This is a genomic window from Modestobacter marinus, from assembly GCF_011758655.1.
Lineage (GTDB): Bacteria > Actinomycetota > Actinomycetes > Mycobacteriales > Geodermatophilaceae > Modestobacter > Modestobacter marinus.
Genome location: NZ_JAAMPA010000002.1, coordinates 634,346 through 656,293, shown reverse-complemented (window position 1 = coordinate 656,293; position 21,948 = coordinate 634,346). Strand labels below are relative to the sequence as shown.

Genomic DNA, 21,948 nt, shown 5'->3' with positions numbered 1-21,948 from the left:
GCGACACCCGGTCATCGCCCCGGCGAGTCGGCCGACACCTGGTGTCGCTCACCGAGCGTGAGGGGTTGGTCGCACTCGCGCGTCGGGAGGGAAGGGTCCGATCGGCCCGTGGGAGCATCGACCCCATGCGCATCGGCACCCTGCGGCGCGGACGGTCGTCCGACACGGCTCCCGGCGTGACCGGCACCGTCCGCGTCGACCGGCGGACCAAGAACCTGACCAAGCGGCTCCGGCCGGGCGAGATCGCCGTGATCGACCACCTGGACATCGACCGCGTGAGCGCCGACTCGCTCGTGGCGGGCAAGGTCGCCGCCGTCGTCAACGCCTCGCCGAGCATCTCCGGCCGGTACCCCAACCTCGGCCCGGGGATCCTGGTCGAGGCGGGCATCCCGCTGGTCGACGGGGTGGGCAAGGAGGTCCTCGCCCAGCTGAAGGAGGGCACCGAGGTCCGGCTGGAGGGCAACCAGCTCTACGCCGGTGACACCGTCGTGGCCGAGGGCGTCGAGCAGACCCCGGAGACCGTCGCCGCCGCGATGGCCGAGGCGCGGGCCGGGCTGTCGGCGCAGTTGGAGGCGTTCGCCGCCAACACCATGGAGTACATGAAGCGCGAGCGCGCGCTGCTGCTCGACGGGGTGGGCGTCCCCGACGTCACGACCCGGATCGAGGGCCGGCACGTGCTGGTCGTCGTCCGCGGGTACGACTACAAGGAGGACCTCCAGGCCCTGCGCCCCTACATCCGGGACTACCGCCCGGTGCTCATCGGGGTGGACGGCGGCGCCGACGCGCTCAAGGAGGCCGGCTACCAGCCGGACATGATCATCGGCGACATGGACTCGGTGAGCGACTCCGTGCTCCGGTGCGGCGCCGAGGTGGTCGTGCACGCCTACCCCGACGGTCGCGCGCCCGGCCTCCAGCGGGTCACCGACCTCGGGGTCGAGGCCATCACCTTCCCGGCCGCGGCGACCAGCGAGGACATCGCGATGCTGCTGGCCGACGAGAAGGGCGCCACGCTGATCGTCGCCGTCGGCACCCACGCCACGCTGGTCGAGTTCCTGGACAAGGGCCGCGGGGGCATGGCCTCGACCTTCCTCACCCGGCTCCGGCTGGGCGGGAAGCTCGTCGACGCCAAGGGCGTGAGCCGGCTGTACCGCAGCCGGATCTCCACCCTGGCCCTCGTGCTGCTCGTGCTGGCCGCCCTCCTGTCGATCACCGCCGCGCTCGCCGTGTCCACCGCCGGCCGCGTCTACCTCGACCTGCTCATCGACCAATGGGACAGCTTCGTGTTCTGGTTGGAGAACCTCTTCTCGTGATCGACTTCCGCTACCACCTGGTCTCCCTGATCGCGGTCTTCCTGGCCGTGGCCCTGGGGATCGTCATCGGCACCACGCAGCTCAACGGGCCGGTGCTGACGAACCTGCAGAACCAGGTGGCCGCCCTCCAGGACGACAAGCGGCTGCTGGAGGACGAGACCCAGGAGCTGCAGACCGCGCTGGACCGGGTCGGCAGCTTCGAGCAGGCGGTCGGCCCCGCGCTGGTCGCCGACACCCTGGCCGAGCGCAGCGTGCTGCTCGTCGTCGGCAGCGAGGAGGTCCCGGCCGAGACGGTCGAGGGCGTCACCGCGCTGCTGGCCGACGCCGGGGCCACCGTCAGCGGCACCGTGCGGCTGCCCGCGGGGTTCGGTGACCCGGCCAACGAGGCGGCCCTGCGCAGCTACCTGACCGGCCCCGGGCTGCCGCCCGGCGTCACGCCTGCGGAGAGCGACGACACCGGTGAGCTCCTCGCCGACGTGCTGGCCGACGTGCTCGTCGTCCCCGGCACCGGCAGCGAGGACGCCGGCGTCGTCCCCGACCCCTCGGCCACCGCCTCGGTGCTGGCCGGGCTCGAGGAGCTCGAGGTGCTCAGCCGGGACACCTCCTCGGTGGCCCCGGCCGACTTCGCCGTGCTGCTGACCGCGGGCACCGCCTCCGGCGACGACGCCGAGGAGCGCACCACCGCCATCGTCCAGTTGGCCACCGCGCTGGACGCCCGCGGTTCCGGCGCCGTCATCGCCGGTGACCTCGCCGCGGTCGAGGACGGCGGCCTGGTCGGCGCGGTCCGCGCGGACCGGCCGCTCTCCGACGGGCTGTCCACGATCGACAACGCCGACACCCCGGCCGGCCAGATCAGCACCGTGCTCGCGCTGGCCGCCGAGGCCACGGGCACCTCCGGCCAGTACGGCATCGGCGAGGGCGCCCAGCCGGTGCCCACGCCCGTCCCGTGACCGGGTCGGTCCGCACGCGCGCCGCGCTCGCCGCGGGCGCCGCCGGGGCTGCGCTGGCCGGCCTGGCCGGCGCCGACACGCTCACCACCCGCCCGGTGGGGGCGCCGTGGCGGCGCACCAACTACGCCGGGCGCCCGGTGACCCTGCTGGGTGGCCCGGTGCTGGCCGTCACCGCGACCGGGTCGGCGGTGCTCGGCGCCCCGGCGGGTCAGCGGGTGGCGGCCGCCGTCGTCGGTGCCGTCGCCGGAGCGGTGGGCGGCTACGACGACCTGGCCGGCGCCCGGCCGGAGCAGGCCCGGGACAAGGGGCTGGCCGGTCACCTGGCCGCGCTGCGGGCCGGGCGGGTGTCGGCGGGTGCGGTGAAGGTCGCCGGGATCGGTGCCGCCGCGGCGGTCGCCGCCGTGCTGACCCGCCGGGGGACCGGGGCCGCCGCCGTCGTCGACGCCGTGCTGACCACCGGTCTGGTCGCCGGGACGGCGAACCTGGTCAACCTGCTGGACCTGCGTCCCGGCCGGGCCGCCAAGGCCGCCGTGCTGCTGTCCGCGGCCACCGTGGGCGGCCCCGCCGGTGGGCTGGTCGCCGGCCCGCTGGGCGCGGGCCTGGCCGTGCTGCCCGCGGACCTCGGGGAGCGGGTCATGCTCGGCGACTGCGGGGCCAACGCCGTCGGCGCCCTGCTCGGCCTGCGGCTGGCCGCGTTGCCGGGGCGGGGCTCCCGGGCCGGGCTGCTCGGTGCGGTCACTGCACTCACCCTGGCCAGCGAGAAGGTCAGCTTCACCCGGGTCATCGAGTCGACCCCAGGCCTGCGGGAGCTCGACCGGCTCGGCCGCCGCCGGGCGTGACCGTCGTGCAGCACCCGGGGGGACGTCCCCGCGGGCGGGGCCGGCGATGACCAGCACCACCCGCCGGCGGGCCGTGCAGGGTGTGGCCGGGGCGGCGCTGCTGATCTCGGTGCTCACCGTGCTGGCCCGGCTGGCCGGGTTCGGGCGCACCGTGGTGTTCACCAACGCCGTCGGCGCCGGCAGCACGGCGGACACCTACGTCGCGGCCAACAACGTCCCGAACATCGTCTTCGAGGTGGTCGCCGGCGGTGCGCTGGCCAGCCTCGTCGTGCCGATGCTCGCCGGGGGGATCGCCGCTGGGGACCGGGAGCAGGTGCGCCGCACGGCCGGCGCGCTGCTGGGCTGGGCCCTGCTGGTGCTGGTGCCGCTGGCCGGGCTGCTCGCCCTGTTCGCCCGGCCGATCGCCGAGGCGCTGCTCGGGGACGACCCGGCCGAGGTGGAGCTCGCCGCCCGCTTCCTGCTCGTCTTCGCCCCGCAGGTGGTGCTCTACGGCATCGCGGTGGTGCTGACCGGCGTGCTGCAGGCGCACCGCCGGTTCGCCGGGCCGGCGCTGGCGCCGCTGCTGTCCACCCTGGTGGTCGCCTCCGCCTACCTGCTGTTCGCCGGCCTCGACGGCAGCCGCACGGTGGGGGAGCTGTCCACCACGGCCGAGCTGGTGCTCGGGGTGGGGACGACGCTGGGGGTCCTCGCGCTCGCGGCGTCCCTGCTGGTGCCGCTGCGCGGCCTGCGGCTGGGGCTGCGGCCCTCGCTCCGCTTCCCGGTCGGGGCGGCGCCCCGGGTGCGCCGCCTCGCGCTGGCCGGGGTGCTCACCCTCGCCGGCCAGCAGCTGGTCGCCCTGGTGGCGATCCGGCTGGCCGCCGATGCGCCCGACGGCACCCAGGTCGCCTACTTCGCCGGGATGACCGTCTTCCTGCTGCCGTGGGCCGCGCTCGCCGTGCCCCTGGCCACCTCGGTCTACCCGGGGCTCACCGAGCGGGCCGCGGTCGGCGACGAGGACGGGTACCGGCGGGCGCTGGCGCCGGCCGTCGTCCTCACCGTGGTGAGCGGTGCGGTGGCCGCGGCCGGCCTGGTCGCGGTCGCCGGTCCGATGGCCCGGGTGTTCCTGGCCGCACCGGAGAACGCCGGCGCCGCGGGCGCGCTCCAGTCGGCGATCGCCGCCTTCGCCCCCGGCCTGGTGGGCTACGGGCTGGTGGCGCTGCTCACCCGCGCCCTGTACGCCCGGGGGACGTGGCGCGCGCCGACGGTCTGCGTGGTCGGTGGCTGGCTGGTGGCCGTCGCCGCGGACCTCGTGCTGGCGGCGGTGCTGCCCCCGGCCGACCGCGCGCTCGCGCTGGCCGCCGGGCACAGCATCGGCGTCACCGTGGCCGGGGCGGCGCTCGTGCTCGTGGTGGCCCGGCAGGTCGGCGCCGGTGCGCTGGCCGGGCTGGCCCGCACCGGCGGCCCGGCGCTGCTGGCCGGCGTCCTCGCGGGTGCGGCCGGCCTGCTCACCGCGCGGGCACTCGGCGCCGACCCCGTGCCCGAGGACGGCGTGCTCGCCGCGGTCGGCATCGGGCTGGCGGCCGGCGGGGTCGTGCTCGTGGTCGCCGCGGCGGTCATGATGGGGACCTCCCGGCGGCCCTTGACCGCGGCCGTCCAGGGCCTGCGGGGCGCCGGGGCACCAGGAGGGGACCGATGAGCGAACAGCCTCTCCTGGCCGGACGCCGGATCGCCGAGGTGCTGGCCACCAGCACCGGGGGCGTCGGCACGCACCTGCGCTCGGTGCTGTCCGCGCTGGGACGCTCCGGTGCGTCCGTGCGGGTCTGCGGCCCGCAGGCCACCGAGGAGCTGTTCGGCTTCACCGCCACCGGCGCGGAGTTCCGCCCGGTGGGCATCTCCGCGGGGCTCGACCCGGTCGCCGACCTGCGGGCCGTCCGCGCACTGCGCCGGGCCACCGCGGAGGCGGACCTGGTGCACGCCCACGGGCTGCGGGCCGGGCTGGTCGCCGCGGCGGCCCGTGCGTCGGCCGGGCGGCGTCGCCGGCCGCTGGTGCTGACGCTGCACAACGCGCTGCCCGAGGGCGGCGGGGTCCGCCGCCGGGTGCTGCAGGCCGCCGAGCGGGCCACCGTCCGGAGCGCCGACGTGGTGCTGGCCGCGTCCGGCGACCTGGCGGACAACGCCCGCCGGCTCGGTGCACGGGACGTGCGGGTCGCCCCGGTCTCCGCCCCGCCGCTGGAGCCAGCCCGGCGGGACCGTCGCGAGGTCCGGCGCGAGTTCGGGCTCGACGACGACCGCCGGCCGCTGGTCGTGGCCATCGGGCGGCTGCACCCGCAGAAGGGGTACGACTCGCTGCTGGACGCCGTCCGCCGGTGGTCGGCCGACCCGCGGCTGCGGCCGGAGCCGCTGGTGGCCATCGCCGGGGACGGTCCGCTGGCCGACGAGCTCTCCCGGCGGATCGCCGCCGAGGGGCTGCCGGTGACCCTGCTGGGGCGGCGCACCGACGTCGCCGACCTGCTCGGCGCCGCGGACGCCTGCGTGCTGCCCTCGGTGTGGGAGGCGCGGTCGCTGACCGCCCAGGAGGCGCTGCGGGCCGGGACGCCGCTGGTCGCCACGGCCGTGGGCGGGATCCCGGAGCTGGTCGGGGACGCCGCGGAGCTGGTGCCCGCCGGCGACGCCGCGGCCCTGGCCGAGACCGTTGCCCGGGTGCTCACCGACCCCGCCGAGATCGCCCGGCTGGGGGCGGCCGGCCCCCGTCAGGCGGCCAGCTGGCCCGACGAGGCGGCCACCGCGGCCGCGCTGGTCGAGCTCTACCGGGAGCTGCTCGGGCCGCCCGAGGGGCGACGATGAGCCGGGCCGGGGCCCTCCCGCGGCTGCTCCCGGCCTGCCTGGTCCTCCTCGCCCTGCTCGGTGGGCTGCTCGGGGGCGCGGCCGGCCCCGCCGCCGCTGCCACACCCGAGGGACCGTGGTCGGCCACCCGGGTGGTGGACGTCGGCGTCGCCGGGCTGACCTGGTCGGACCTGGACCCCGAGCGCACCCCCGAGCTCTGGGCGCTGGCCGAGGAGTCGGCCATCGGGGCGCTGTCGGTGCGGGCCGCCCGGCCCACCACCTGCCTGCTGGACGGCTGGGCCACCCTGGGGGCCGGCAACCGGGCCCGCTACCCGGGCGCGGTCGAGCCGGTGCCCCCGGTGCCCGTGCCCAGCGTCCCGCTCGACGAGGACGGCGTGGCGCTGGACGGCGCCGAGGAGGACCCCGCCGCCGTCCAGCCCGACACCCGGCTGTCCTGGTGCGGGCTGGAGGAGCAGGTGGCCGAGGTCGGGCTCGCCGAGCCGCGGCGGACCGTCGCCCGGGTGGCCGCCGACGAGGCGACCGCCCGGTTCGGCGCCGAGCCCGGTGCGCTCGGTGAGGCGGTGGAGTGCAGCACGGTGGTCGGCCGCGCCGGCTCGCTGGCGGTGGCGGGGGAGACCGGTGAGTTCACCGTCCGCGACCGGCTGCCGACCGAGCCCGCCGAGGTCGCCGCGCTGCTGGCCGCCTGCCCGCTCACCGTCGTCTCGCTGGACCAGCTCACCGACGCCGCCGCCCCGGTCGTCGAGGAGAGCGACACCGGCACCCAGCCCTCCCGCCGGGAGGCGGCGCTGACGGTCATCGACGAGACGGTCGGCCGGGTCCGCGACGCGGTGGCCGAGCTGCCCGGGGACACCCTCGTCCTGCTGCAGGGCGTGTCGGAGGTCAACGGCGGCCGGCCGCAGCTGCACGTGGGGCTGGCCCACGGCCCGGGCGTCCCCCCGGGCTGGCTGACCAGCGCCAGCACCGGACGGGCGCCCTTCGTCCAGCTCATCGACGTCGCGCCCACGATCCTGCAGGCACTCGGCCTGGAGCGGGTCGCCTCCATGAACGGGCAGCCGTTCCGGGTGGCCGGCGACCGGCCGGACCTCGCGACCGCGATCGCCGAGCTGGAGCAGATCAACACCCGGGCCGTCGTGCACTACCGCAGCACCAGCACCACCTTCTGGCTGCTGGTGGTGCTCAACGGCGCCGTGGTCGTGCTGGGGCTGCTCGGGCTGGGTGGCTGGGCCGGTGGGTGGTTCCCGGGCCGGGGCCGCGGGCGGGTGCGCAGCTGGCTGCAGCGACGCACGCCGGGACCGCGGCGGACGGCGGCGCTGCGGGTCGCCGCGCTGGCCGTGGCCGCCGTCCCGGTGTCGACCTACCTGGCCAACCTCGTGCCCTGGGAGCTCAGCCCGGCGCCGCGCGTGGCGCTGGCGGGCTCGGTGCTCGGCTGCGCCCTCGCGGTGACCGCGGTGGCCGCGCTGGGGCCGTGGCGGCGGACCCGGCTGGGCCCGGCGGTCGCCGTCCTGGTGGTCACCCTGGCCACCCTGGTGGGCGATGTGCTCACCGGCTCCCACCTGGAGCTCGACGGGCTGCTGGGCTACGACGCCATCGTGGCCGGTCGGTTCACCGGGTACGGCAACCTCAGCTTCGGGCTGCTGGCGGTCAGCTCCCTGCTGCTCACCGCCGCGGCGGCTGCCGCGGTGGCCCGCCGGGCGGGGACGCCTGGCCGCCGGCACTGGCTGCTGCCGGTGCTGGTGGCCGGGCTGGGCACCGTGGGGGTGATCGGCGCGCCGTCACTGGGCCGGGACTTCGGCGGCGTGCTGGCCGCCGTCCCCGGGTTCCTGGTGCTCGGCATGCTGCTGGGCCGGATCCGGGTCACCGTCGTCCGGCTCGTGGCGGTGCTGGCCGTCGCCGTGCTGGCCGTCGGCACCGTCGCGGTGCTCGACTGGCTCGGCCCGGCCGACGAGCGCAGCCACCTGGGCCGCTTCGTCGGGCAGCTGCTGGACGGCCAGGCCTGGACCGTGGTGAGCCGGAAGGCCCAGGCCAACCTCAACATCCTGCTGGGCAGCCCGCTGGCCTGGATGCTGCTGGTCGCACTGGTCGCCGCGGTGTGGCTGCTGCGCCCCGGTGGGCTGCTGCGCAGCCGCCCCGGCCGGTCGGCGGCGGGCCTGCCCGCCGACGACCTGCGGGTGCTGCGGGCCGCGCTCGTCGCGATCGCGCTCAGCCTGACCCTGGGCGCACTGGTCAACGACAGCGGCGTCGCCCTCCCGGCCACCGCCGCCACCGTCCTGGTGCCGCTGCTGGTGTGGCTGGTCGCCGGCGCACCGGACGGCGACCGGGCCGACCGGCAGCTGCCGGGACCGGTGCCGGGCTCTGCGCCGGAGGCGTCGTCAGGCTCTGCGCGGGAGGCCCCGGGAGCCCGTGTTAACGTGGGCGTCCGTGGGTCGACTGGCAGAACCTCGTGACCGCGGACCTCTTCTCCCCAACTCCCAGCCGACGAAGTTCGTCTTCGTCACCGGCGGCGTCGTGTCGTCACTGGGCAAGGGACTGACAGCAAGTTCTCTGGGGGCGTTGCTCTCCAGCCGTGGCCTGCGGGTCACGATGCAGAAGCTCGACCCGTACCTGAACGTGGACCCGGGGACGATGAACCCGTTCCAGCACGGCGAGGTGTTCGTCACCGAGGACGGCGCCGAGACCGACCTGGACATCGGGCACTACGAGCGGTTCCTGGACACCGACCTGACCGGCCGGGCCAACGTGACCACCGGCCAGGTGTACTCCGACGTGATCGCCAAGGAGCGGCGCGGGGAGTACCTGGGCGACACGGTGCAGGTGATCCCGCACATCACCAACGAGATCAAGGCGCGCATCCTCGCCGGGGCCGACGGCCCCGAGCGGGTCGACGTGGTCATCACCGAGGTCGGCGGCACGGTCGGCGACATCGAGTCGCTGCCGTTCCTCGAGGCCGCGCGGCAGGTGCGGCACGAGATCGGCCGGGACAACTGCTTCTTCCTGCACATCTCGCTGATCCCCTTCATCGCCCCCTCCGGTGAGCTGAAGACGAAGCCGACCCAGCACTCGGTCGCCGCGCTGCGCAGCATCGGCATCCAGCCCGACGCCCTGGTCTGCCGCTCGGACCGGGAGATCTCCGAGGGCCTCAAGCGCAAGATCAGCCTGATGTGCGACACCGAGGCCGAGGGCGTCATCTCCTGCCCCGACGCCCCGTCGATCTACGACATCCCCAAGGTGCTGCACCGCGAGGGCCTGGACGCCTTCGTCGTCCGCCGGCTGGGCCTGCCGTTCCGGGACGTCGACTGGACCGTGTGGGGCGACCTGCTGGACCGGGTCCACGACCCGAAGCAGACCGTCACCGTGGCGCTGGTCGGCAAGTACATCGACCTGCCCGACGCCTACCTCTCGGTGACCGAGGCGCTGCGGGCCGGTGGGTTCGCCCACCGCTCGCGGGTGCAGATCCGCTGGGTTCCCTCCGACGACTGCGAGACCCCCGAGGGCGCGGCGGCCGCGCTGGCCGGGGTGGACGGCGTCTGCGTGCCCGGCGGCTTCGGGGTGCGCGGCATCGAGGGCAAGCTGGGCGCGATCCGGCACGCCCGGGTCAACGGCATCCCCACCCTGGGCCTGTGCCTGGGCCTGCAGTGCATGGTCATCGAGGTGGCCCGGGACCTGGCCGGCATCGCCGACGCCAACTCCACCGAGTTCGACCCGGAGACGCCCGACGCGGTCATCTCCACCATGGCCACCCAGCTCGACGTGGTGGCCGGCCGGGGCGACATGGGCGGCACCATGCGCCTGGGCAGCTACCCGGCCGCGCTGCAGAAGGGCTCGGTCGTCGCGGCCGCCTACGGCGCGACCGAGATCACCGAGCGGCACCGGCACCGGTACGAGGTGGCCAACGCCTACCGGGACCGGCTGACCGAGGCGGGGCTGGTCTTCTCCGGCACCTCGCCCGACGGCACCCTGGTCGAGTTCGCCGAGCTCCCCGCTGACGTCCACCCGTTCTTCGTCGGCACCCAGGCGCACCCGGAGCTGAAGAGCCGGCCCACCCGGCCGCACCCGCTGTTCGCCGCCTTCGTGCAGGCCGCCGCCGGCTACCAGGACGCCGCCCGGCTGCCGGTGCCCGAGGACGAGCAGGTCGGCATCTGATGGCGCACGAGTACGACGTCGTGGCCTCCGAGGAGGTCTACGCCGGCCGGATCATCTCGCTGCGCAAGGACACCGTGGCGATGCCCGGCGGCGGGGACAGCGTGCGCGAGGTCGTGCACCACCCCGGCGCCGTCGGCGTCGTGGCCCTGGACGACCAGGACCGGGTGGTCATGCTCCGCCAGTACCGGCACCCCGTCGGGGCGCACCTGTGGGAGGTGCCGGCCGGGCTGCTCGACGTCGACGGCGAGCCCCCGGTGGACGCCGCCCGCCGCGAGCTGGCGGAGGAGGTGCAGCTGTCGGCCGAACGCTGGTCGCTGCTGACCACCCAGCACCCCTCGCCGGGCTTCTGCGACGAGCTCGTGGTGCTCTACCTGGCCGAGGGGCTCAGCGACGTCGCCCGCCCCGACGGCTTCACCGTCGAGCACGAGGAGCTGGACATGACGGTGGAGCGGGTGCCGCTGGCCCAGGCCGTCCAGTGGGTGTTCGACGGGACGATCCGCAACTCCCTCGCCGTCATCGGGGTGCTGGCCGCCGCGCAGGTGCGGGCCGGCTCGCCGCAGCTCCGCCCGCTCGACGGGGTCTGACGGACGACGCGGTCAGCCGGGGCGCACGGGCTGCCTGATCCCCTCCGACGGCCGGCGTGCGGTGCCCCGGTTGAGTGCGAGGTGGCTGCCCAGGAACGCGGCGGCCGCCATGACCAGGTTGGCAGCCACTCCCAGCCGGACCGCCGTGGCGTGCCGACCGCCCAACCTCGCCGCCAGTGACCAGGCGAAGAGGAAGGTCGCGATGTCGGTGCCCGCGGCGTGCACGGCTCCCACCCTGCGCCGGCTGCCGGTCATCTCCGCCCAGTCGGCGGCGCCGGCCAGGGCGGTCGGCACCGCCACCGCGACCCCTGCGCCCGTCAGCAGGGTCGCCGCGTGGCGAGAGGCCGACCCGCCGACGACGTCGAGGAGGGTCGCGCTGGTCCAGCAACCGATCGTGAGGTCGGTGAGCGCCGGGTGCAGGGAGTGCCCGAGGACGTCGCTGTGCAGCGGGCTGCGTCGCGCCCAGTCGAGCAGGGGGGCGTAGACGAACGCCTGGGCGTCGGCCACCCGTTCGGAGACAGAGCTCCCCGCGACCGCGTGGGCAGCGCGGCGCGGCAGCGACATGCCGCTCATGAGGGGGAAGCTACGCCGGTCGACACGGCCCGCGACCGTTTTCCCCGCCGGGAAGTCGCCTTCTCCGGCCGGCGTGCCGGAGCACGTCCTCGGGCGGCCGGACCTCGATCGCCCCGCCTCTCCAGGACGTCCGGGGGCGCAGCCGTCGTCGGACAGGGGCCTGCCGGTTTGCCCCCGGACCCGCCGACGGGGAAGGTGTCCCGGTGCTGACACATGACCAGGCCCTGTCCCTGCTGCAGTCCGCCCGCGAGGAGTCGACGAAGCTCGGCGTCCCGATGTCCTTCGCCGTGATGGACCCCAGTGGCCACCTCGTCGCGCTCGTCCGGATGGACGGCGCGCCGTGGATCTCCGCCGACGTGGCCCAGGGCAAGGCCTGGACGGCGGCCGCGTACGGCGCTCCCAGCGCGGCGCAGAAGGCGAAGATGGAGCCGATGCCCAACTTCGCCTCGGCGATCACCACGATGACCAACGGCAAGTTCACCCCGCAGACGGGCGCGGTGCCGGTGTACTCCGACGGCACGCTGCTCGGCGCGCTGGGCGGCAGCGGCGGCACCGGCCAGCAGGACGAGGACGTCTGCGCCGCCGCGGTCGCGGCCTGCGGGTACACCGTCAGCTGACGGCGGGAGCATCGCAGGGAGCGCCAGCGACCGAGGAGCGGACCGAGGGGGTCCGTCAGCTGACGCCGGGAGCATCGCAGGGAGCGCCAGCGACCGAGGAGCGGACCGAGGGGGTCCGTCAGCTGACGCCGGGAGCATCGCAGGGAGCGCCAGCGACCGAGGAGCGGACCGGGACTACCCGGTCAGCTGATCGCCATCTGACCGGCGGAGCCCGAGCCGGTCGAGCTCCAGCCCGGCCAGCGCGTGCAGCGCGGCCGGGTCGCCCGCCCGCCAGCCGGCCCCGGTGCCGGCTGGCAGGCGGGCCAGCTGCGGCAGCGGCGCGGTGGCCAGCGCGCGGGCGGCCAGCAGGTCGAGGTCCGGCACCCCGCCGAGCAGCTGGTCGGTCGCCCGGGCCTCCCGCAGCCAGCCCAGCCGCCAGGGCAGCCAGCGCAGCAGCAGCCAGCCCACCGGCAGCAGCACCAGGACGACGGCGAGCACGGCGGCCAGGGTGTGCACGGCGTCGGAGGCGTCCTGGCCGGCGCCGGTCACCGAGCTGCCGGCGTCGCTGAGCGCACCGAAGGGGGCGGCCAGCTCGTCGCCGACCAGCGGCGTCCCGTCGGCGACGCGGGCCGCCGTGCCCATCGAGTCCGAGATCGACCGGCCCAGGTCGGCCACCGCGAGGCCGGGGGCGTCCAGCACCAGCACCGCGCCGTGCACCACCCGGGCGACCAGCACCCACAGCACCGCCCAGACCAGCAGCCCCAGGTCGGCGGCCAGCTGCCGGGTGCGGACGGCGGGGTGGTCGGCGTACAGGCGCATCGGGCAGCTCCGGAGGTGGGTCGGCGGCACGGTGGTGTGGCGGCACGGTGGTGTGGCGGCACGGTCCCCGGGATGGTCCGTCACCGCGGCCGGGACGGCGATCCGAGCAAGAACGGTCGGGCGCCGGCGCCCGGCTGACGGACAGACTCCTCCCATGACGTCGGACCAGGTCCCCACCGGGCGCGACCGGCTCCGTGAGCTGCTGGACGCCGTGCTGGACGAGGACAACCGCACGCTCGCCGACATGGCCGGGGACGCCTTCTCCTCGCCCTGGCACTTCAGCCGGCAGGTGGCCCGGGGCGTGGGGGAGTCGCCGGTGGCGCTGCGCCGCCGGGTGGAGCTGGAACGCGCGGCCTGGCAGCTGGCCGGCGGCGCGAGCGTGACCGAGGTGGCCTTCGCCGCCGGCTACGAGTCGGTGGAGGGGTTCAGCCGGGCGTTCCGCCGGGCCTACGGCCGGACCCCGGGCCAGCCGGGCACCGCGCGGAGTCGTGATGCCCACTGGCTGCCCGCGCCGAACGGCGTCCACTTCCACCCGCCCACCTCGCTGTGGGTGACCGGTGTGCAGGGTCCCCGCGGCGGCGACGAGGTCACCGCCCTGCTGGTGCACCACGCCCTGGAGGACACCCGCGCCCTGCTCGAGCTCGCGAAGGGCCTGCCCGACGAGGAGTACCGGCGGCCCCGGGTGCCGGGCCTGGAGGTGCTGCCCTGGGACGGCCCGGAGGAGTCGCTGGCCGCGGTCCTGGACCACCTGGTCTGGACGACGGAGGTGTGGCTGGCCTCGGTCGAGGGCGCCGACCACCCCGACCGCGCCGCGGACGACCCGGTCGCCCTGCTGGCCCGCCACGACGCGGCCGCGCCGCGGTGGCTTGCCTTCGTGCGCGACGTCTCCCGCCGGGGCGCCTGGGGTGACCGGCTGGTCGATGCGCTCTGCGACCCGCCGGAGACCTTCGTCCTGGGCAGCGTGGTCGCCCACGTGCTGACCTTCGGCGCGCACCGCCGGCAGCTGGCCCGGCACTGGTTCCGTGCCGCCGGCGTCGGGGTGGACGCCGGCGACCCGATCGACTGGTTGAGCAGGAGGAGCTCGTGACCCGCACCGTCTACTACACCGCCACCTCGCTGGACGGCTTCATCGCCACCACCGACCACTCGCTGGACTGGCTGCTGAGCCGGGACACCGACTCCGCCGGCCCGATGGGGTACGACGGCTTCATCACCGGGATCGGCGCCCTGGCGATGGGCGCGACCACCTACCTGTGGGTCCGGGAGCACGACCCCGACTGGCTGCCGGAGAAGCCCGCCTGGGTGTTCACCCACCGGGACCTCACGCCGCCACCCGGCGCCGACCTCCGGTTCACCGCCGAGGACCCGTCCCGGGTGCACGCGGCGATGGTCGAGGCGGCGGCCGGCCGCGACGTCTGGGTCGTCGGCGGCGGGGACCTGGCCGGCCAGTTCGCCGACCGGGGCCTGCTGGACGAGGTGGTGGTGGCCATCGCCCCGGTCACGCTGGGCGCCGGGGCACCGCTGCTGCCGCGCCGGGTCGAGCTCGCGCTCCAGGAGGTCGTCCGCAACGGCGACCTGGCCTGCGCTCGGTACACGGTCCAGCGCCCGCCGTCCCCGGCCTGACCGGAGTCCACCCGGCGCGCGGGACGGCCACCGATCACCCGTGCGCGCCGCACCGGGCCGGCCGGGTCGGTCAGCGGCCGATCCGGTCCAGGGCGGCGACGTCCTCGGTGGCGAGCCGGAGCCCGGCGCCGACGACGTTCTCGCGCAGGTGCGCCACCGACGACGTCCCCGGGATCAGCAGGACGTTCGGCGACCGCTGCAGCAGCCAGGCCAGCGCGACCGACATGGGCGTCGCACCCCGGCGGGCGGCGACCGTGGACAGCGCCGCGGACTGCAGCGGGGTGAAGCCGCCGAGCGGGAAGAAGGGGACGTAGGCGATCCCGTCGGCGGCCAGGTCGTCGACCAGCGCGTCGTCGTGCCGGTGGGCCAGGTTGTACATGTTCTGCACCGCCACGACCGGCGCGATCGACCGCGCCTCGGCGACCTGGTCCGGGGTCGCGTTGCTGACGCCGAGGTGCCGGACCAGGCCCTGCTGCTGCAGCTCGGCCAGGGTCTGAAAGGGCTCGGCGAGCGACTCCGGCCGCGGCCCGGTGGCGTCGCCCATCCGCAGGTACACCAGGTCGAGGGCCTCGAGCCCCAGGGTGCCCAGGTCGTCGTGCACCTGGCGGCGCACGTCTGCCGGCTTCCGGGCGACGGGCCAGCCGCCGTCGCCGTCCCGCGTGGCCCCGACCTTGGTGACCACGTGCAGCGACCCGGGGTAGGGGTGCAGCGCCGCGCGGATCAGCTCGTTGGTGACGTGCGGCCCGTACGCGCCGCTGGTGTCGAGGTGGGTGATGCCGAGGGCGACGGCCTCGCGGAGGACGGCGAGCGCACCGTCGCGGTCGGCGGGCGGGCCCATCACCCCGGGGCCGGCGAGCTGCATGGCGCCGTAGCCGAACCGGGTGACGCGCAGGTCGCCGAGGGTCCGGCTGCCGCCGGGGAGGGAGGTGGAGAGCGTGGTCATGTGCTGCCTTCTCGGGTGGGGGATGGTGCCTGGTGGCTGTGGGGACGAAGATGCCGACCGGACTCCCCATCGGGAAGCAGGCACCTGGGAGTGCGTAGGGCACCCAGGAGTGAGAGGGGCGGGCATGGTCACGATGACGGCGGCCGAGCAGCGGGCGCAGAGCAAGGCGGAGTACGACGCGTTCCTGGCCGGCTGCCCCAGCCGCCAGCTGCTGGACCGCATCTCCGACAAGTGGGTGACGCTGGTCCTGGGCGCGCTCGGCACCGGCGGCCCCGATCCGGACGGCGGCGGGTGCACGGGCGGGCCCCGGGCCATGCGGTACTCGGAGCTGTCCCGCCTGCTGGCCGGGGTCAGCCAGAAGATGCTCACCCAGACGCTGCGCTCCCTGGAGCGCGACGGGTTGCTCACCCGCACCGTGACCCCGACGGTGCCGGTCACCGTCACCTACGAGCTGACCGACCTCGGCCTCTCGCTGTACGAGACGATCCGCGGCGTCAAGGCCTGGGCCCAGTCGCACATGGACGAGGTGCTCGCCCGGCGCGCCGCGTACGACGACCGCGTCGGCTGACCCGACGACCGGCCGGACGTGGCCGCTGACACACCCCGGGCGCCGTCCGTGCCTACACTCCGCGCGAGGCGCGCCCGGACCGGGACGCCCAGACGCGGTGGCACCACCGACATCCCGGTGGCCGGCTGCCGAGATCAGGAGTCGGTGGAGATGCGGGTCGGAGTCGTCCGAGAGGTCAAGAACCACGAGTACCGGGTCGCGCTCACCCCGTCCGGGGTGACCGAGCTGGTCGCCGCCGGGCACGAGGTGGTCGTCGAGGCCGACGCCGGGGTCGGTTCCTCGATTCCCGACGCCGACTTCACCGCGGCCGGCGCCAAGATCCTGTCCACCGCCGACGACGTGTGGGGCACCGCCGACCTGCTGCTGAAGGTCAAGGAGCCGATCGCCGAGGAGTTCGGCCGGATGCGCGCCGGCCAGACCCTCTTCACCTACCTGCACCTGGCCGCGTCCCGGGAGTGCACCGACGCGCTGCTGGCCGCGGGCACCACGGCCATCGCCTACGAGACCGTGCAGACCGAGGGTGGCGCGCTGCCGCTGCTGGCCCCGATGTCCGAGGTCGCCGGCCGGATGGCCCCGCAGGTGGGCGCGCACACGCTGGAGCGGGCCTCCGGTGGCCGCGGCATGCTGCTCGGCGGCGTCTCCGGCGTGCACGCGGCGAAGGTCGTCGTCCTGGGCGCCGGGGTGTCGGGGATGAACGCCGCCGCGATCGCGCTGGGCATGCAGGCCCAGGTCACCGTGCTCGACCGGGACCTGGAGAAGCTGCGGGCCGCCGACCGGCTCTACCGCGGGCACCTGCAGACCGTCGCCTCCAACGCCCTGGAGGTCGAGCGGGCGGTGCTGGAGGCCGACCTGGTCATCGGCGCCGTCCTGGTGCCCGGCGCCAAGGCGCCCACCCTGGTCAGCAACGAGCTGGTCTCCCGGATGAAGCGCGGCTCGGTGCTGGTCGACATCGCCGTCGACCAGGGGGGCTGCTTCGCCGACACCCGGCCGACCACGCACGACGACCCGACGTTCGCCGTGCACGACTCGGTCTTCTACTGCGTGGCCAACATGCCCGGCGCGGTGCCGCACACCTCCACCTACGCGCTGACCAACGTCACGCTGCCCTACGTGCTGGCCCTGGCCGAGCAGGGCACGGCCGCCGCGCTGGCCGCCGACCCGGCGCTCGCCCGGGGCGCGAACGTCGCCGGCGGGCAGCTCGTGCACGCCGGCGTCGCCGAGGCGCACGGCCTGCCCAGCGTCCCGTGGCAGGAGGTGCTGTCCTGACGGCCGTCACCAGTGCCGGCCCCGCCGTCGAGCGGACCATCACCGGCTACCTCGACCACCTCACCGTCGAGCGCGGGCTGGCCGCCAACACCATCGCCTCCTACCGGCGGGACCTGCGCCGGTACGCGGAGTTCCTCGCCGCCGGCGGGGTGCGCGGGCTGGGGGAGGTGGGGGAGTCCGACGTCAGCGCGTTCCTCGTCGCCCTCCGTTCCGGGGACGACGACCACCCGCCGCTGTCGGCGACCTCGGCCGCGCGCGCGGTGGTCGCCGTCCGCGGGCTGCACCGGTTCGCCCTGCTCGACGGGCTGGTCAGCGACGACGTCGCGGCGGAGGTCCGCCCACCCGCCCCCGCCCGGCGGCTGCCCAAGGCGATCCCGGTGGCCGACGTCGAGGCGCTGCTCAGCGCCGCGGCGTCGGTCGAGGGGCCGCGGGGGCTGCGCGACCGCGCGCTGCTGGAGCTCCTCTACGGCACCGGCGCGCGGATCTCCGAGGCCGTCGGGCTCGCCGTCGACGACCTCGACCTGGCCTCGGCCGCGGTGCGGCTGGCCGGCAAGGGCGGCAAGGAGCGGGTCGTCCCGGTCGGCAGCTACGCCGTCACGGCGGTGCAGGACTACCTGGTGCGGGCCCGCCCCGCGCTGGCGGAGAAGAGCCGGTCCGGGGTCCGCGGCGGCGCGCTGTTCCTCAACGCCCGCGGTGGGGCGCTGTCCCGGCAGAGCGCCTGGTCGATCCTGCGGGACGCCGCCGAGCGGGCCGGGATCTCCGCCGAGCTGTCCCCGCACACGCTGCGGCACTCCTTCGCCACCCACCTGCTCGACGGCGGCGCCGACGTCCGGGTCGTGCAGGAACTACTCGGGCACGCCTCGGTGACGACGACGCAGGTCTACACGCTGGTCACCGTCGAGCGGCTCCGCGAGGTCTACGCCACCAGCCACCCCCGCGCCCTGCGCTGAGCCCCGCTCGCCGGCGCTGAGCGCCGAGCCCCGCACCGAGATCGGGCTGATGGCTGTCTCGGAGTCCGGGAGGCAGCCCCCAGCCCGATCTCGTCGGTGGACCGGGGCGGGCGCCGGGACGGGCGCCGGTGCGGGCGCCGGGGCGGTCAGGAGCGGTCGGGAGAACCGGATGTCGACATGTTGCCCCGGGTGGTCACGGTCGGCGGCGGGCCTGCCGAGAACAGGGCCGGGAGAACGGACCGGCGGCTTCCCCCTGCCGGCAGCGCGCGTTCCCCGCCGCGCTCCCGTCCGGGAGCCGTGGTCCGCACAGTCCAGGGAAGAGGCAGAAGCGATGTCGTCGAGACGAGCCGAGGCGGCGGCCTCCGCCGTCGCGCTCCCGCGCGGAGGGGCCCCGGCGGACGACGCCGAGATGGGCGTCCCGACGAGCCGCGTCGACCCCGCCCGGGCCCGGCAGCGGAAGCTGCCCGACCCCAAGCCGATCACCTCGCACGGGCCGGCGCAGATCATCGCCATGTGCAACCAGAAGGGCGGCGTCGGCAAGACGACGTCCACCATCAACCTCGGTGCCGCCCTGGTCGAGCAGGGCCGCCGCGTGCTGCTGGTCGACCTGGACCCGCAGGGTGCCCTGTCGGTGGGGCTCGGCGTCCCGGCCCAGGGGCTGGACCGCACGATTTACAACGCGCTGATGGAGCCGGCGACCACGCTGGCCGACGTCCGCGTCGCCACCGGCATCCCCGGGCTGGACCTGGTGCCCAGCAACATCGACCTGTCCGCCGCCGAGGTGCAGCTGGTCAGCGAGGTGGCCCGCGAGCAGACCCTGATGCGGGTGCTCGCCGCGGTGCGTCAGGACTACGACTACGTGCTCATCGACTGCCAGCCCTCCCTCGGGCTGCTGACGGTCAACGCGCTCACCGCCGCGCAGGGCGTGATCATCCCGCTGGAGTGCGAGTTCTTCTCGCTGCGCGGCGTCGCCCTGCTCGTCGACACGATCGACAAGGTGAAGGAGCGGCTCAACCCGTCCCTGGAGATCTCCGGGATCCTCGCCACGATGTACGACACCCGGACCGTGCACTGCCGGGAGGTCTTCAGCCGGGTCGTCGAGGCCTTCGGCGACACCGTCTTCCAGACGGTCATCTCCCGCACGGTCCGCTTCCCGGAGACCACCGTCGCCGGGCAGCCGATCACCCAGTGGGCGCCCACGTCCTCCGGCGCCGCGGCGTACCGGGACCTCGCCAAGGAGGTGCTCGCCCTGTGAGCAGGTCGGCGAGCAGTGCACCCCACGTCGTGCGGTCGACGGACGGCGTCGAGGTGACCTCGTGACGCGCCGGCCGGTGCTCCCGGGCGCCTCGGAGCTGTTCCGGATGACCGACACCCCGGCGGCGCAGCCGGCGCCGGTCACCGAGCTGACGACGCTGGCCGCGACGCAGTCCTCGCCGGCACTGCGCTCCAACGGCGCGCGGGCCGGCGACGGCCAGCCCGCGACCCCCGCCGAGCCCGCCCCGCTCGCCCTGGTGCCCGACGTCGCCGGCGGTGCGCCGCGGATCGTGGTCGACGAGCTGGCCGCGCACCGGGCCACGATGCCCGCAGCCGCACCGCTCCGGCCGCAGCAGACCCGGGCGCGCACCGAGAAGGGCCGCACCCGGCACGAGGAGAAGATCACCGTCTACTGCTCGGCCGACGAGCTGCTCGCCCTGGAGACCGCCCGGCTGACCCTGCGCGGCCAGCACGGCGTGGCCACCGACCGTGGGCGGATCGTCCGCGAGGCGATCGCCGTCCTGCTGGACGACCTCGAGGTGCACGGCGAGAACTCCGTCCTCGTCCGCCGGCTGCGCAAGCACTGACGACGGGCCCTCCTGCCCCCACCCCCCGCGCGCTCGTGGCAGGACCCTGCAGGAGGGCCGGCCGGGGCTGGGGAGCCGAGGGCGCGGGACGGGCTCCTAGGCTGGTCCGATGACGACGGGGGAGGCCGGCGACGGGCGGTTCACCGTCCGGCTGACCAACTTCGAGGGCCCGTTCGACCTGCTGCTCCAGCTGATCGGCAAGCACAAGCTCGACGTCACCGAGATCGCGCTGTCCACCGTCACCGACGAGTTCATCGCCCACCTGCGGGCCCTGGGCGACGAGCTCGACCTGGACCAGGCCAGTGAGTTCCTGGTCGTCGCCGCCACCCTGCTGGACCTGAAGGCCGCCCGGCTGCTGCCCGCTGCGGACGTGGAGGACGAAGACGACCTCGCCGTCCTGGAGGCCCGCGACCTGCTGTTCGCCCGGCTGCTGCAGTACCGGGCCTACAAGCGGGCAGCGGAGTTCCTGCGCGGCCGGGAGGCGCAGGCGGCCCGCCGCTTCCCCCGCAACGCCGACCTGGAGCAGCGCTTCGCCGACCTGCTGCCCGAGGTGCTGCTGGGGGTGACCCCCGAGCAGTTCGCGGCCATCGCGCACGCGGCGCTGGTGCCCAAGCCACCCCCGACCGTGAGCGTGTCCCACCTGCACGCCCCCGCGGTCAGCGTCACCGAGCAGCTGCTGCTGGTCCGCAGCCGGATCGCCACCGCGGGGACGGCGACGTTCCGGGCGCTGAGCAGCGACTGCGCGCACACCCTGGAGGTGGTCGCCCGGTTCCTGGCCCTGCTGGAGCTCTACCGCCAGCAGCTCGTGACCTTCGACCAGGTCGCGCCGCTGGGGGAGCTGCACGTGCGCTGGACCGGGCCGGCCCTGGTCGGCGGCCGGCTGCCGGACGAGATCGACGCGGACACCGCCGAACACCTGGAGGAGTACGGATGAGCGACCAGCCGGACGACGCCGAGCCGGACGGCGTCCCGCCGGGCGACGTGGAGCTGGGCGGCGTCCCGTCGGACCACGTCGAGCGGGACGACGTCCCGTCGGAGGACGCCGAGCCGGACGGCGACCCGTCGAACGCCCTCCCGCCGGGCGACGTCGAGACGACGGAGCACCCGGACGGCCTTGCGGCGGACGGCCTTGCGGCGGACGGCCTTGCGGCGGACGGCGCCCGGCCGCACGACGTCGAGGGTGCGGACAAGGCGGCGCCGGCGCCGTTCTCCTGGGACGCCGTCGCCGCCGAGCTGGCCGCGACGCTGGAGGAGCACGACGAGGAGGCCGTCGCCGCCGGCTGGGGGCAGGTGGCCGCCCAGCTGGCCGCCGACCTCGGCGCCCCGACCGGCCGGCCGGGCACCGGCGTCCCCGCGCCCGGCACCGACCACGGACCCGAGCCCACACCCGGCACCGACCACGGGCCCGACACCGAGCCCGCTCCGCTGGGCCGGGCACCGGCGGCACCGCCGGTCGAGCTGGAGGTGGTGCCCGAGCCCGAGGCCCCGGTGGAGGAGGCCGTCGCCGCCGACCCGGTCACCGACGGGCCGACGGCCGAGGAGCTGGACCCGGCGGCGCTGCGCGGCGGGCTGGAGGCGCTGCTGTTCGTCGTGGACTCCCCGATCGACGAGGGCTCACTGGCCGCGGCGCTGGGCTGCCCGGTGCCCCGGGTGCGGGCGGAGCTGACGGCGCTCGCCGCCGACTACGACGGCCGGCGGGCCGGCGTCACCCTGCGCCGGGTGGGGGAGGGGTGGCGGCTCTACACCCGGGAGGAGCACGCCGCGGTCGTGGAGCGGCACCTGCTGGAGGGCCAGCGCAGCCGGCTCACCCAGGCGGCGCTGGAGACCCTCGCCGTCATCGCCTACCGGCAGCCGGTGACCCGGGCGCGGGTGTCGGCGATCCGCGGGGTGGGGGTGGACGCCGTCGTCCGCACGCTGGTCTCCCGTGGGCTGATCCGGGAGGCCGGTTCCGACCCGGACACCGGCGGCGGCCTGTACGTGACGACGCCGCTGTTCCTCGAGCGGCTGGGGCTCACCGGCCTCGACGAGCTGCCCGAGCTGGCTCCGCTGCTGCCGGACACCGGCGCGATGGTGGACGAGCACCCCGACGCCTGAGCGCCCGGAACCGGGTTGCCGCCGCACTG

21 protein-coding genes are annotated in these 21,948 nt (G+C 75.9%); 18 read left to right on the top strand and 3 right to left on the bottom strand.

Annotation, left to right across the window (positions count from 1 at the left end):
- The first annotated feature begins 125 nt into the window (after positions 1 to 125).
- Genes steA through FB380_RS19045 form a run of 8 tightly spaced genes read left to right on the top strand, consistent with a single transcriptional unit; the run spans position 126 to position 10,646 of the window.
- Positions 126 to 1,310 (top strand): putative cytokinetic ring protein SteA, encoded by a 1,185-nt coding sequence (steA, locus tag FB380_RS19080; RefSeq protein ID WP_166756878.1) that lies wholly within the window; start codon positions 126 to 128, stop codon positions 1,308 to 1,310.
- Positions 1,307 to 2,260: a copper transporter gene (locus FB380_RS19075; RefSeq protein WP_166756877.1), complete on the top strand. Its 954-nt coding sequence runs from the start codon at positions 1,307 to 1,309 to the stop codon at positions 2,258 to 2,260. The genes steA and FB380_RS19075 overlap by 4 nt, the downstream gene beginning before the upstream one ends.
- Positions 2,257 to 3,099 (top strand): hypothetical protein, encoded by an 843-nt coding sequence (locus FB380_RS19070; RefSeq protein ID WP_166756876.1) that lies wholly within the window; start codon positions 2,257 to 2,259, stop codon positions 3,097 to 3,099. Before FB380_RS19075 ends, FB380_RS19070 begins: the two co-directional genes overlap by 4 nt.
- Positions 3,100 to 3,145: 46 nt before the next feature.
- Positions 3,146 to 4,774 (top strand): murein biosynthesis integral membrane protein MurJ, encoded by a 1,629-nt coding sequence (murJ, locus tag FB380_RS19065; protein ID WP_166756875.1) that lies wholly within the window; start codon positions 3,146 to 3,148, stop codon positions 4,772 to 4,774.
- Entirely contained in the window at positions 4,771 to 5,922 is a 1,152-nt protein-coding gene (locus FB380_RS19060; protein ID WP_166756874.1) for a glycosyltransferase family 4 protein, read from the top strand. Before murJ ends, FB380_RS19060 begins: the two co-directional genes overlap by 4 nt.
- Positions 5,919 to 8,366, top strand: coding sequence for an alkaline phosphatase family protein (locus FB380_RS19055; RefSeq protein WP_166756873.1), 2,448 nt, complete (start codon positions 5,919 to 5,921; stop codon positions 8,364 to 8,366). Before FB380_RS19060 ends, FB380_RS19055 begins: the two co-directional genes overlap by 4 nt.
- Positions 8,323 to 10,062, top strand: coding sequence for a CTP synthase (locus tag FB380_RS19050; RefSeq protein WP_341800233.1), 1,740 nt, complete (start codon positions 8,323 to 8,325; stop codon positions 10,060 to 10,062). Before FB380_RS19055 ends, FB380_RS19050 begins: the two co-directional genes overlap by 44 nt.
- A complete protein-coding gene (locus tag FB380_RS19045) occupies positions 10,062 to 10,646 on the top strand; it encodes an NUDIX domain-containing protein (protein WP_166756872.1) in 585 nt (194 codons plus the stop codon). Before FB380_RS19050 ends, FB380_RS19045 begins: the two co-directional genes overlap by 1 nt.
- Before the next feature lie 12 nt (positions 10,647 to 10,658).
- Here the strand turns inward: FB380_RS19045 and FB380_RS19040 are convergent, their stop codons facing one another.
- Positions 10,659 to 11,219 carry a DUF2231 domain-containing protein gene (locus tag FB380_RS19040; protein WP_166756871.1) on the bottom strand — a complete coding sequence of 187 codons (561 nt, stop codon included), beginning with the start codon at positions 11,217 to 11,219 and terminating at the stop codon, positions 10,659 to 10,661.
- 203 nt (positions 11,220 to 11,422) lie between these two features.
- Between FB380_RS19040 and FB380_RS19035 the strand changes: the two genes are divergently transcribed.
- Positions 11,423 to 11,836, top strand: coding sequence for a GlcG/HbpS family heme-binding protein (locus FB380_RS19035; protein WP_166756870.1), 414 nt, complete (start codon positions 11,423 to 11,425; stop codon positions 11,834 to 11,836).
- A gap of 174 nt (positions 11,837 to 12,010) precedes the next feature.
- Here the strand turns inward: FB380_RS19035 and FB380_RS19030 are convergent, their stop codons facing one another.
- On the bottom strand, positions 12,011 to 12,634 hold the full coding sequence (locus FB380_RS19030; RefSeq protein ID WP_166756869.1) for a hypothetical protein: 624 nt from the start codon (positions 12,632 to 12,634) through the stop codon (positions 12,011 to 12,013).
- A 154-nt stretch (positions 12,635 to 12,788) separates the two neighbouring features.
- On the opposite strand from FB380_RS19030, the gene FB380_RS19025 reads away from it, so the two are divergent.
- Both FB380_RS19025 and FB380_RS19020 read left to right on the top strand, forming a co-directional pair.
- A complete protein-coding gene (locus tag FB380_RS19025; RefSeq protein ID WP_166756868.1) occupies positions 12,789 to 13,721 on the top strand; it encodes a helix-turn-helix domain-containing protein in 933 nt (310 codons plus the stop codon).
- Positions 13,718 to 14,257, top strand: coding sequence for a dihydrofolate reductase family protein (locus FB380_RS19020; RefSeq protein WP_166756867.1), 540 nt, complete (start codon positions 13,718 to 13,720; stop codon positions 14,255 to 14,257). Before FB380_RS19025 ends, FB380_RS19020 begins: the two co-directional genes overlap by 4 nt.
- A 70-nt stretch (positions 14,258 to 14,327) precedes the next feature.
- Here FB380_RS19020 and FB380_RS19015 read toward each other — a convergent pair whose 3' ends face one another.
- Positions 14,328 to 15,200: an aldo/keto reductase family oxidoreductase gene (locus tag FB380_RS19015; protein ID WP_166756866.1), complete on the bottom strand. Its 873-nt coding sequence runs from the start codon at positions 15,198 to 15,200 to the stop codon at positions 14,328 to 14,330.
- 124 nt (positions 15,201 to 15,324) lie between these two features.
- On the opposite strand from FB380_RS19015, the gene FB380_RS19010 reads away from it, so the two are divergent.
- From FB380_RS19010 to scpB, 7 genes are all read left to right on the top strand, one after another.
- Positions 15,325 to 15,768 (top strand): winged helix-turn-helix transcriptional regulator, encoded by a 444-nt coding sequence (locus tag FB380_RS19010; protein WP_166756865.1) that lies wholly within the window; start codon positions 15,325 to 15,327, stop codon positions 15,766 to 15,768.
- 150 nt (positions 15,769 to 15,918) lie between these two features.
- Positions 15,919 to 17,034: an alanine dehydrogenase gene (gene ald, locus FB380_RS19005; protein ID WP_166756864.1), complete on the top strand. Its 1,116-nt coding sequence runs from the start codon at positions 15,919 to 15,921 to the stop codon at positions 17,032 to 17,034.
- A complete protein-coding gene (gene xerD, locus FB380_RS19000; protein WP_229682316.1) occupies positions 17,013 to 17,984 on the top strand; it encodes a site-specific tyrosine recombinase XerD in 972 nt (323 codons plus the stop codon). Before ald ends, xerD begins: the two co-directional genes overlap by 22 nt.
- A 331-nt stretch (positions 17,985 to 18,315) precedes the next feature.
- On the top strand, positions 18,316 to 19,239 hold the full coding sequence (locus tag FB380_RS18995; protein ID WP_166756863.1) for a ParA family protein: 924 nt from the start codon (positions 18,316 to 18,318) through the stop codon (positions 19,237 to 19,239).
- Between the two features lie 61 nt (positions 19,240 to 19,300).
- Positions 19,301 to 19,825: a hypothetical protein gene (locus tag FB380_RS18990; RefSeq protein WP_166756862.1), complete on the top strand. Its 525-nt coding sequence runs from the start codon at positions 19,301 to 19,303 to the stop codon at positions 19,823 to 19,825.
- A gap of 109 nt (positions 19,826 to 19,934) precedes the next feature.
- On the top strand, positions 19,935 to 20,759 hold the full coding sequence (locus FB380_RS18985) for a segregation and condensation protein A (RefSeq protein WP_166756861.1): 825 nt from the start codon (positions 19,935 to 19,937) through the stop codon (positions 20,757 to 20,759).
- Positions 20,756 to 21,919 (top strand): SMC-Scp complex subunit ScpB, encoded by a 1,164-nt coding sequence (gene scpB / locus FB380_RS18980; protein ID WP_166756860.1) that lies wholly within the window; start codon positions 20,756 to 20,758, stop codon positions 21,917 to 21,919. The genes FB380_RS18985 and scpB overlap by 4 nt, the downstream gene beginning before the upstream one ends.
- Positions 21,920 to 21,948: the final 29 nt, after the last annotated feature.

Coding starts and splice junctions, on each gene's coding strand:
- steA (WP_166756878.1), top strand. CDS start 126: ATGCGCATCGGCACCCTGCGGCGCGGACGGTCGTCCGACACGGCTCCC.
- murJ (WP_166756875.1), top strand. CDS start 3,146: ATGACCAGCACCACCCGCCGGCGGGCCGTGCAGGGTGTGGCCGGGGCG.
- FB380_RS19060 (WP_166756874.1), top strand. CDS start 4,771: ATGAGCGAACAGCCTCTCCTGGCCGGACGCCGGATCGCCGAGGTGCTG.
- FB380_RS19055 (WP_166756873.1), top strand. CDS start 5,919: ATGAGCCGGGCCGGGGCCCTCCCGCGGCTGCTCCCGGCCTGCCTGGTC.
- FB380_RS19045 (WP_166756872.1), top strand. CDS start 10,062: ATGGCGCACGAGTACGACGTCGTGGCCTCCGAGGAGGTCTACGCCGGC.
- FB380_RS19040 (WP_166756871.1), bottom strand. CDS start 11,219: ATGAGCGGCATGTCGCTGCCGCGCCGCGCTGCCCACGCGGTCGCGGGG.
- FB380_RS19030 (WP_166756869.1), bottom strand. CDS start 12,634: ATGCGCCTGTACGCCGACCACCCCGCCGTCCGCACCCGGCAGCTGGCC.
- FB380_RS19025 (WP_166756868.1), top strand. CDS start 12,789: ATGACGTCGGACCAGGTCCCCACCGGGCGCGACCGGCTCCGTGAGCTG.
- FB380_RS19015 (WP_166756866.1), bottom strand. CDS start 15,200: ATGACCACGCTCTCCACCTCCCTCCCCGGCGGCAGCCGGACCCTCGGC.
- FB380_RS19010 (WP_166756865.1), top strand. CDS start 15,325: ATGGTCACGATGACGGCGGCCGAGCAGCGGGCGCAGAGCAAGGCGGAG.
- ald (WP_166756864.1), top strand. CDS start 15,919: ATGCGGGTCGGAGTCGTCCGAGAGGTCAAGAACCACGAGTACCGGGTC.
- FB380_RS18995 (WP_166756863.1), top strand. CDS start 18,316: ATGTCGTCGAGACGAGCCGAGGCGGCGGCCTCCGCCGTCGCGCTCCCG.
- FB380_RS18985 (WP_166756861.1), top strand. CDS start 19,935: ATGACGACGGGGGAGGCCGGCGACGGGCGGTTCACCGTCCGGCTGACC.
- scpB (WP_166756860.1), top strand. CDS start 20,756: ATGAGCGACCAGCCGGACGACGCCGAGCCGGACGGCGTCCCGCCGGGC.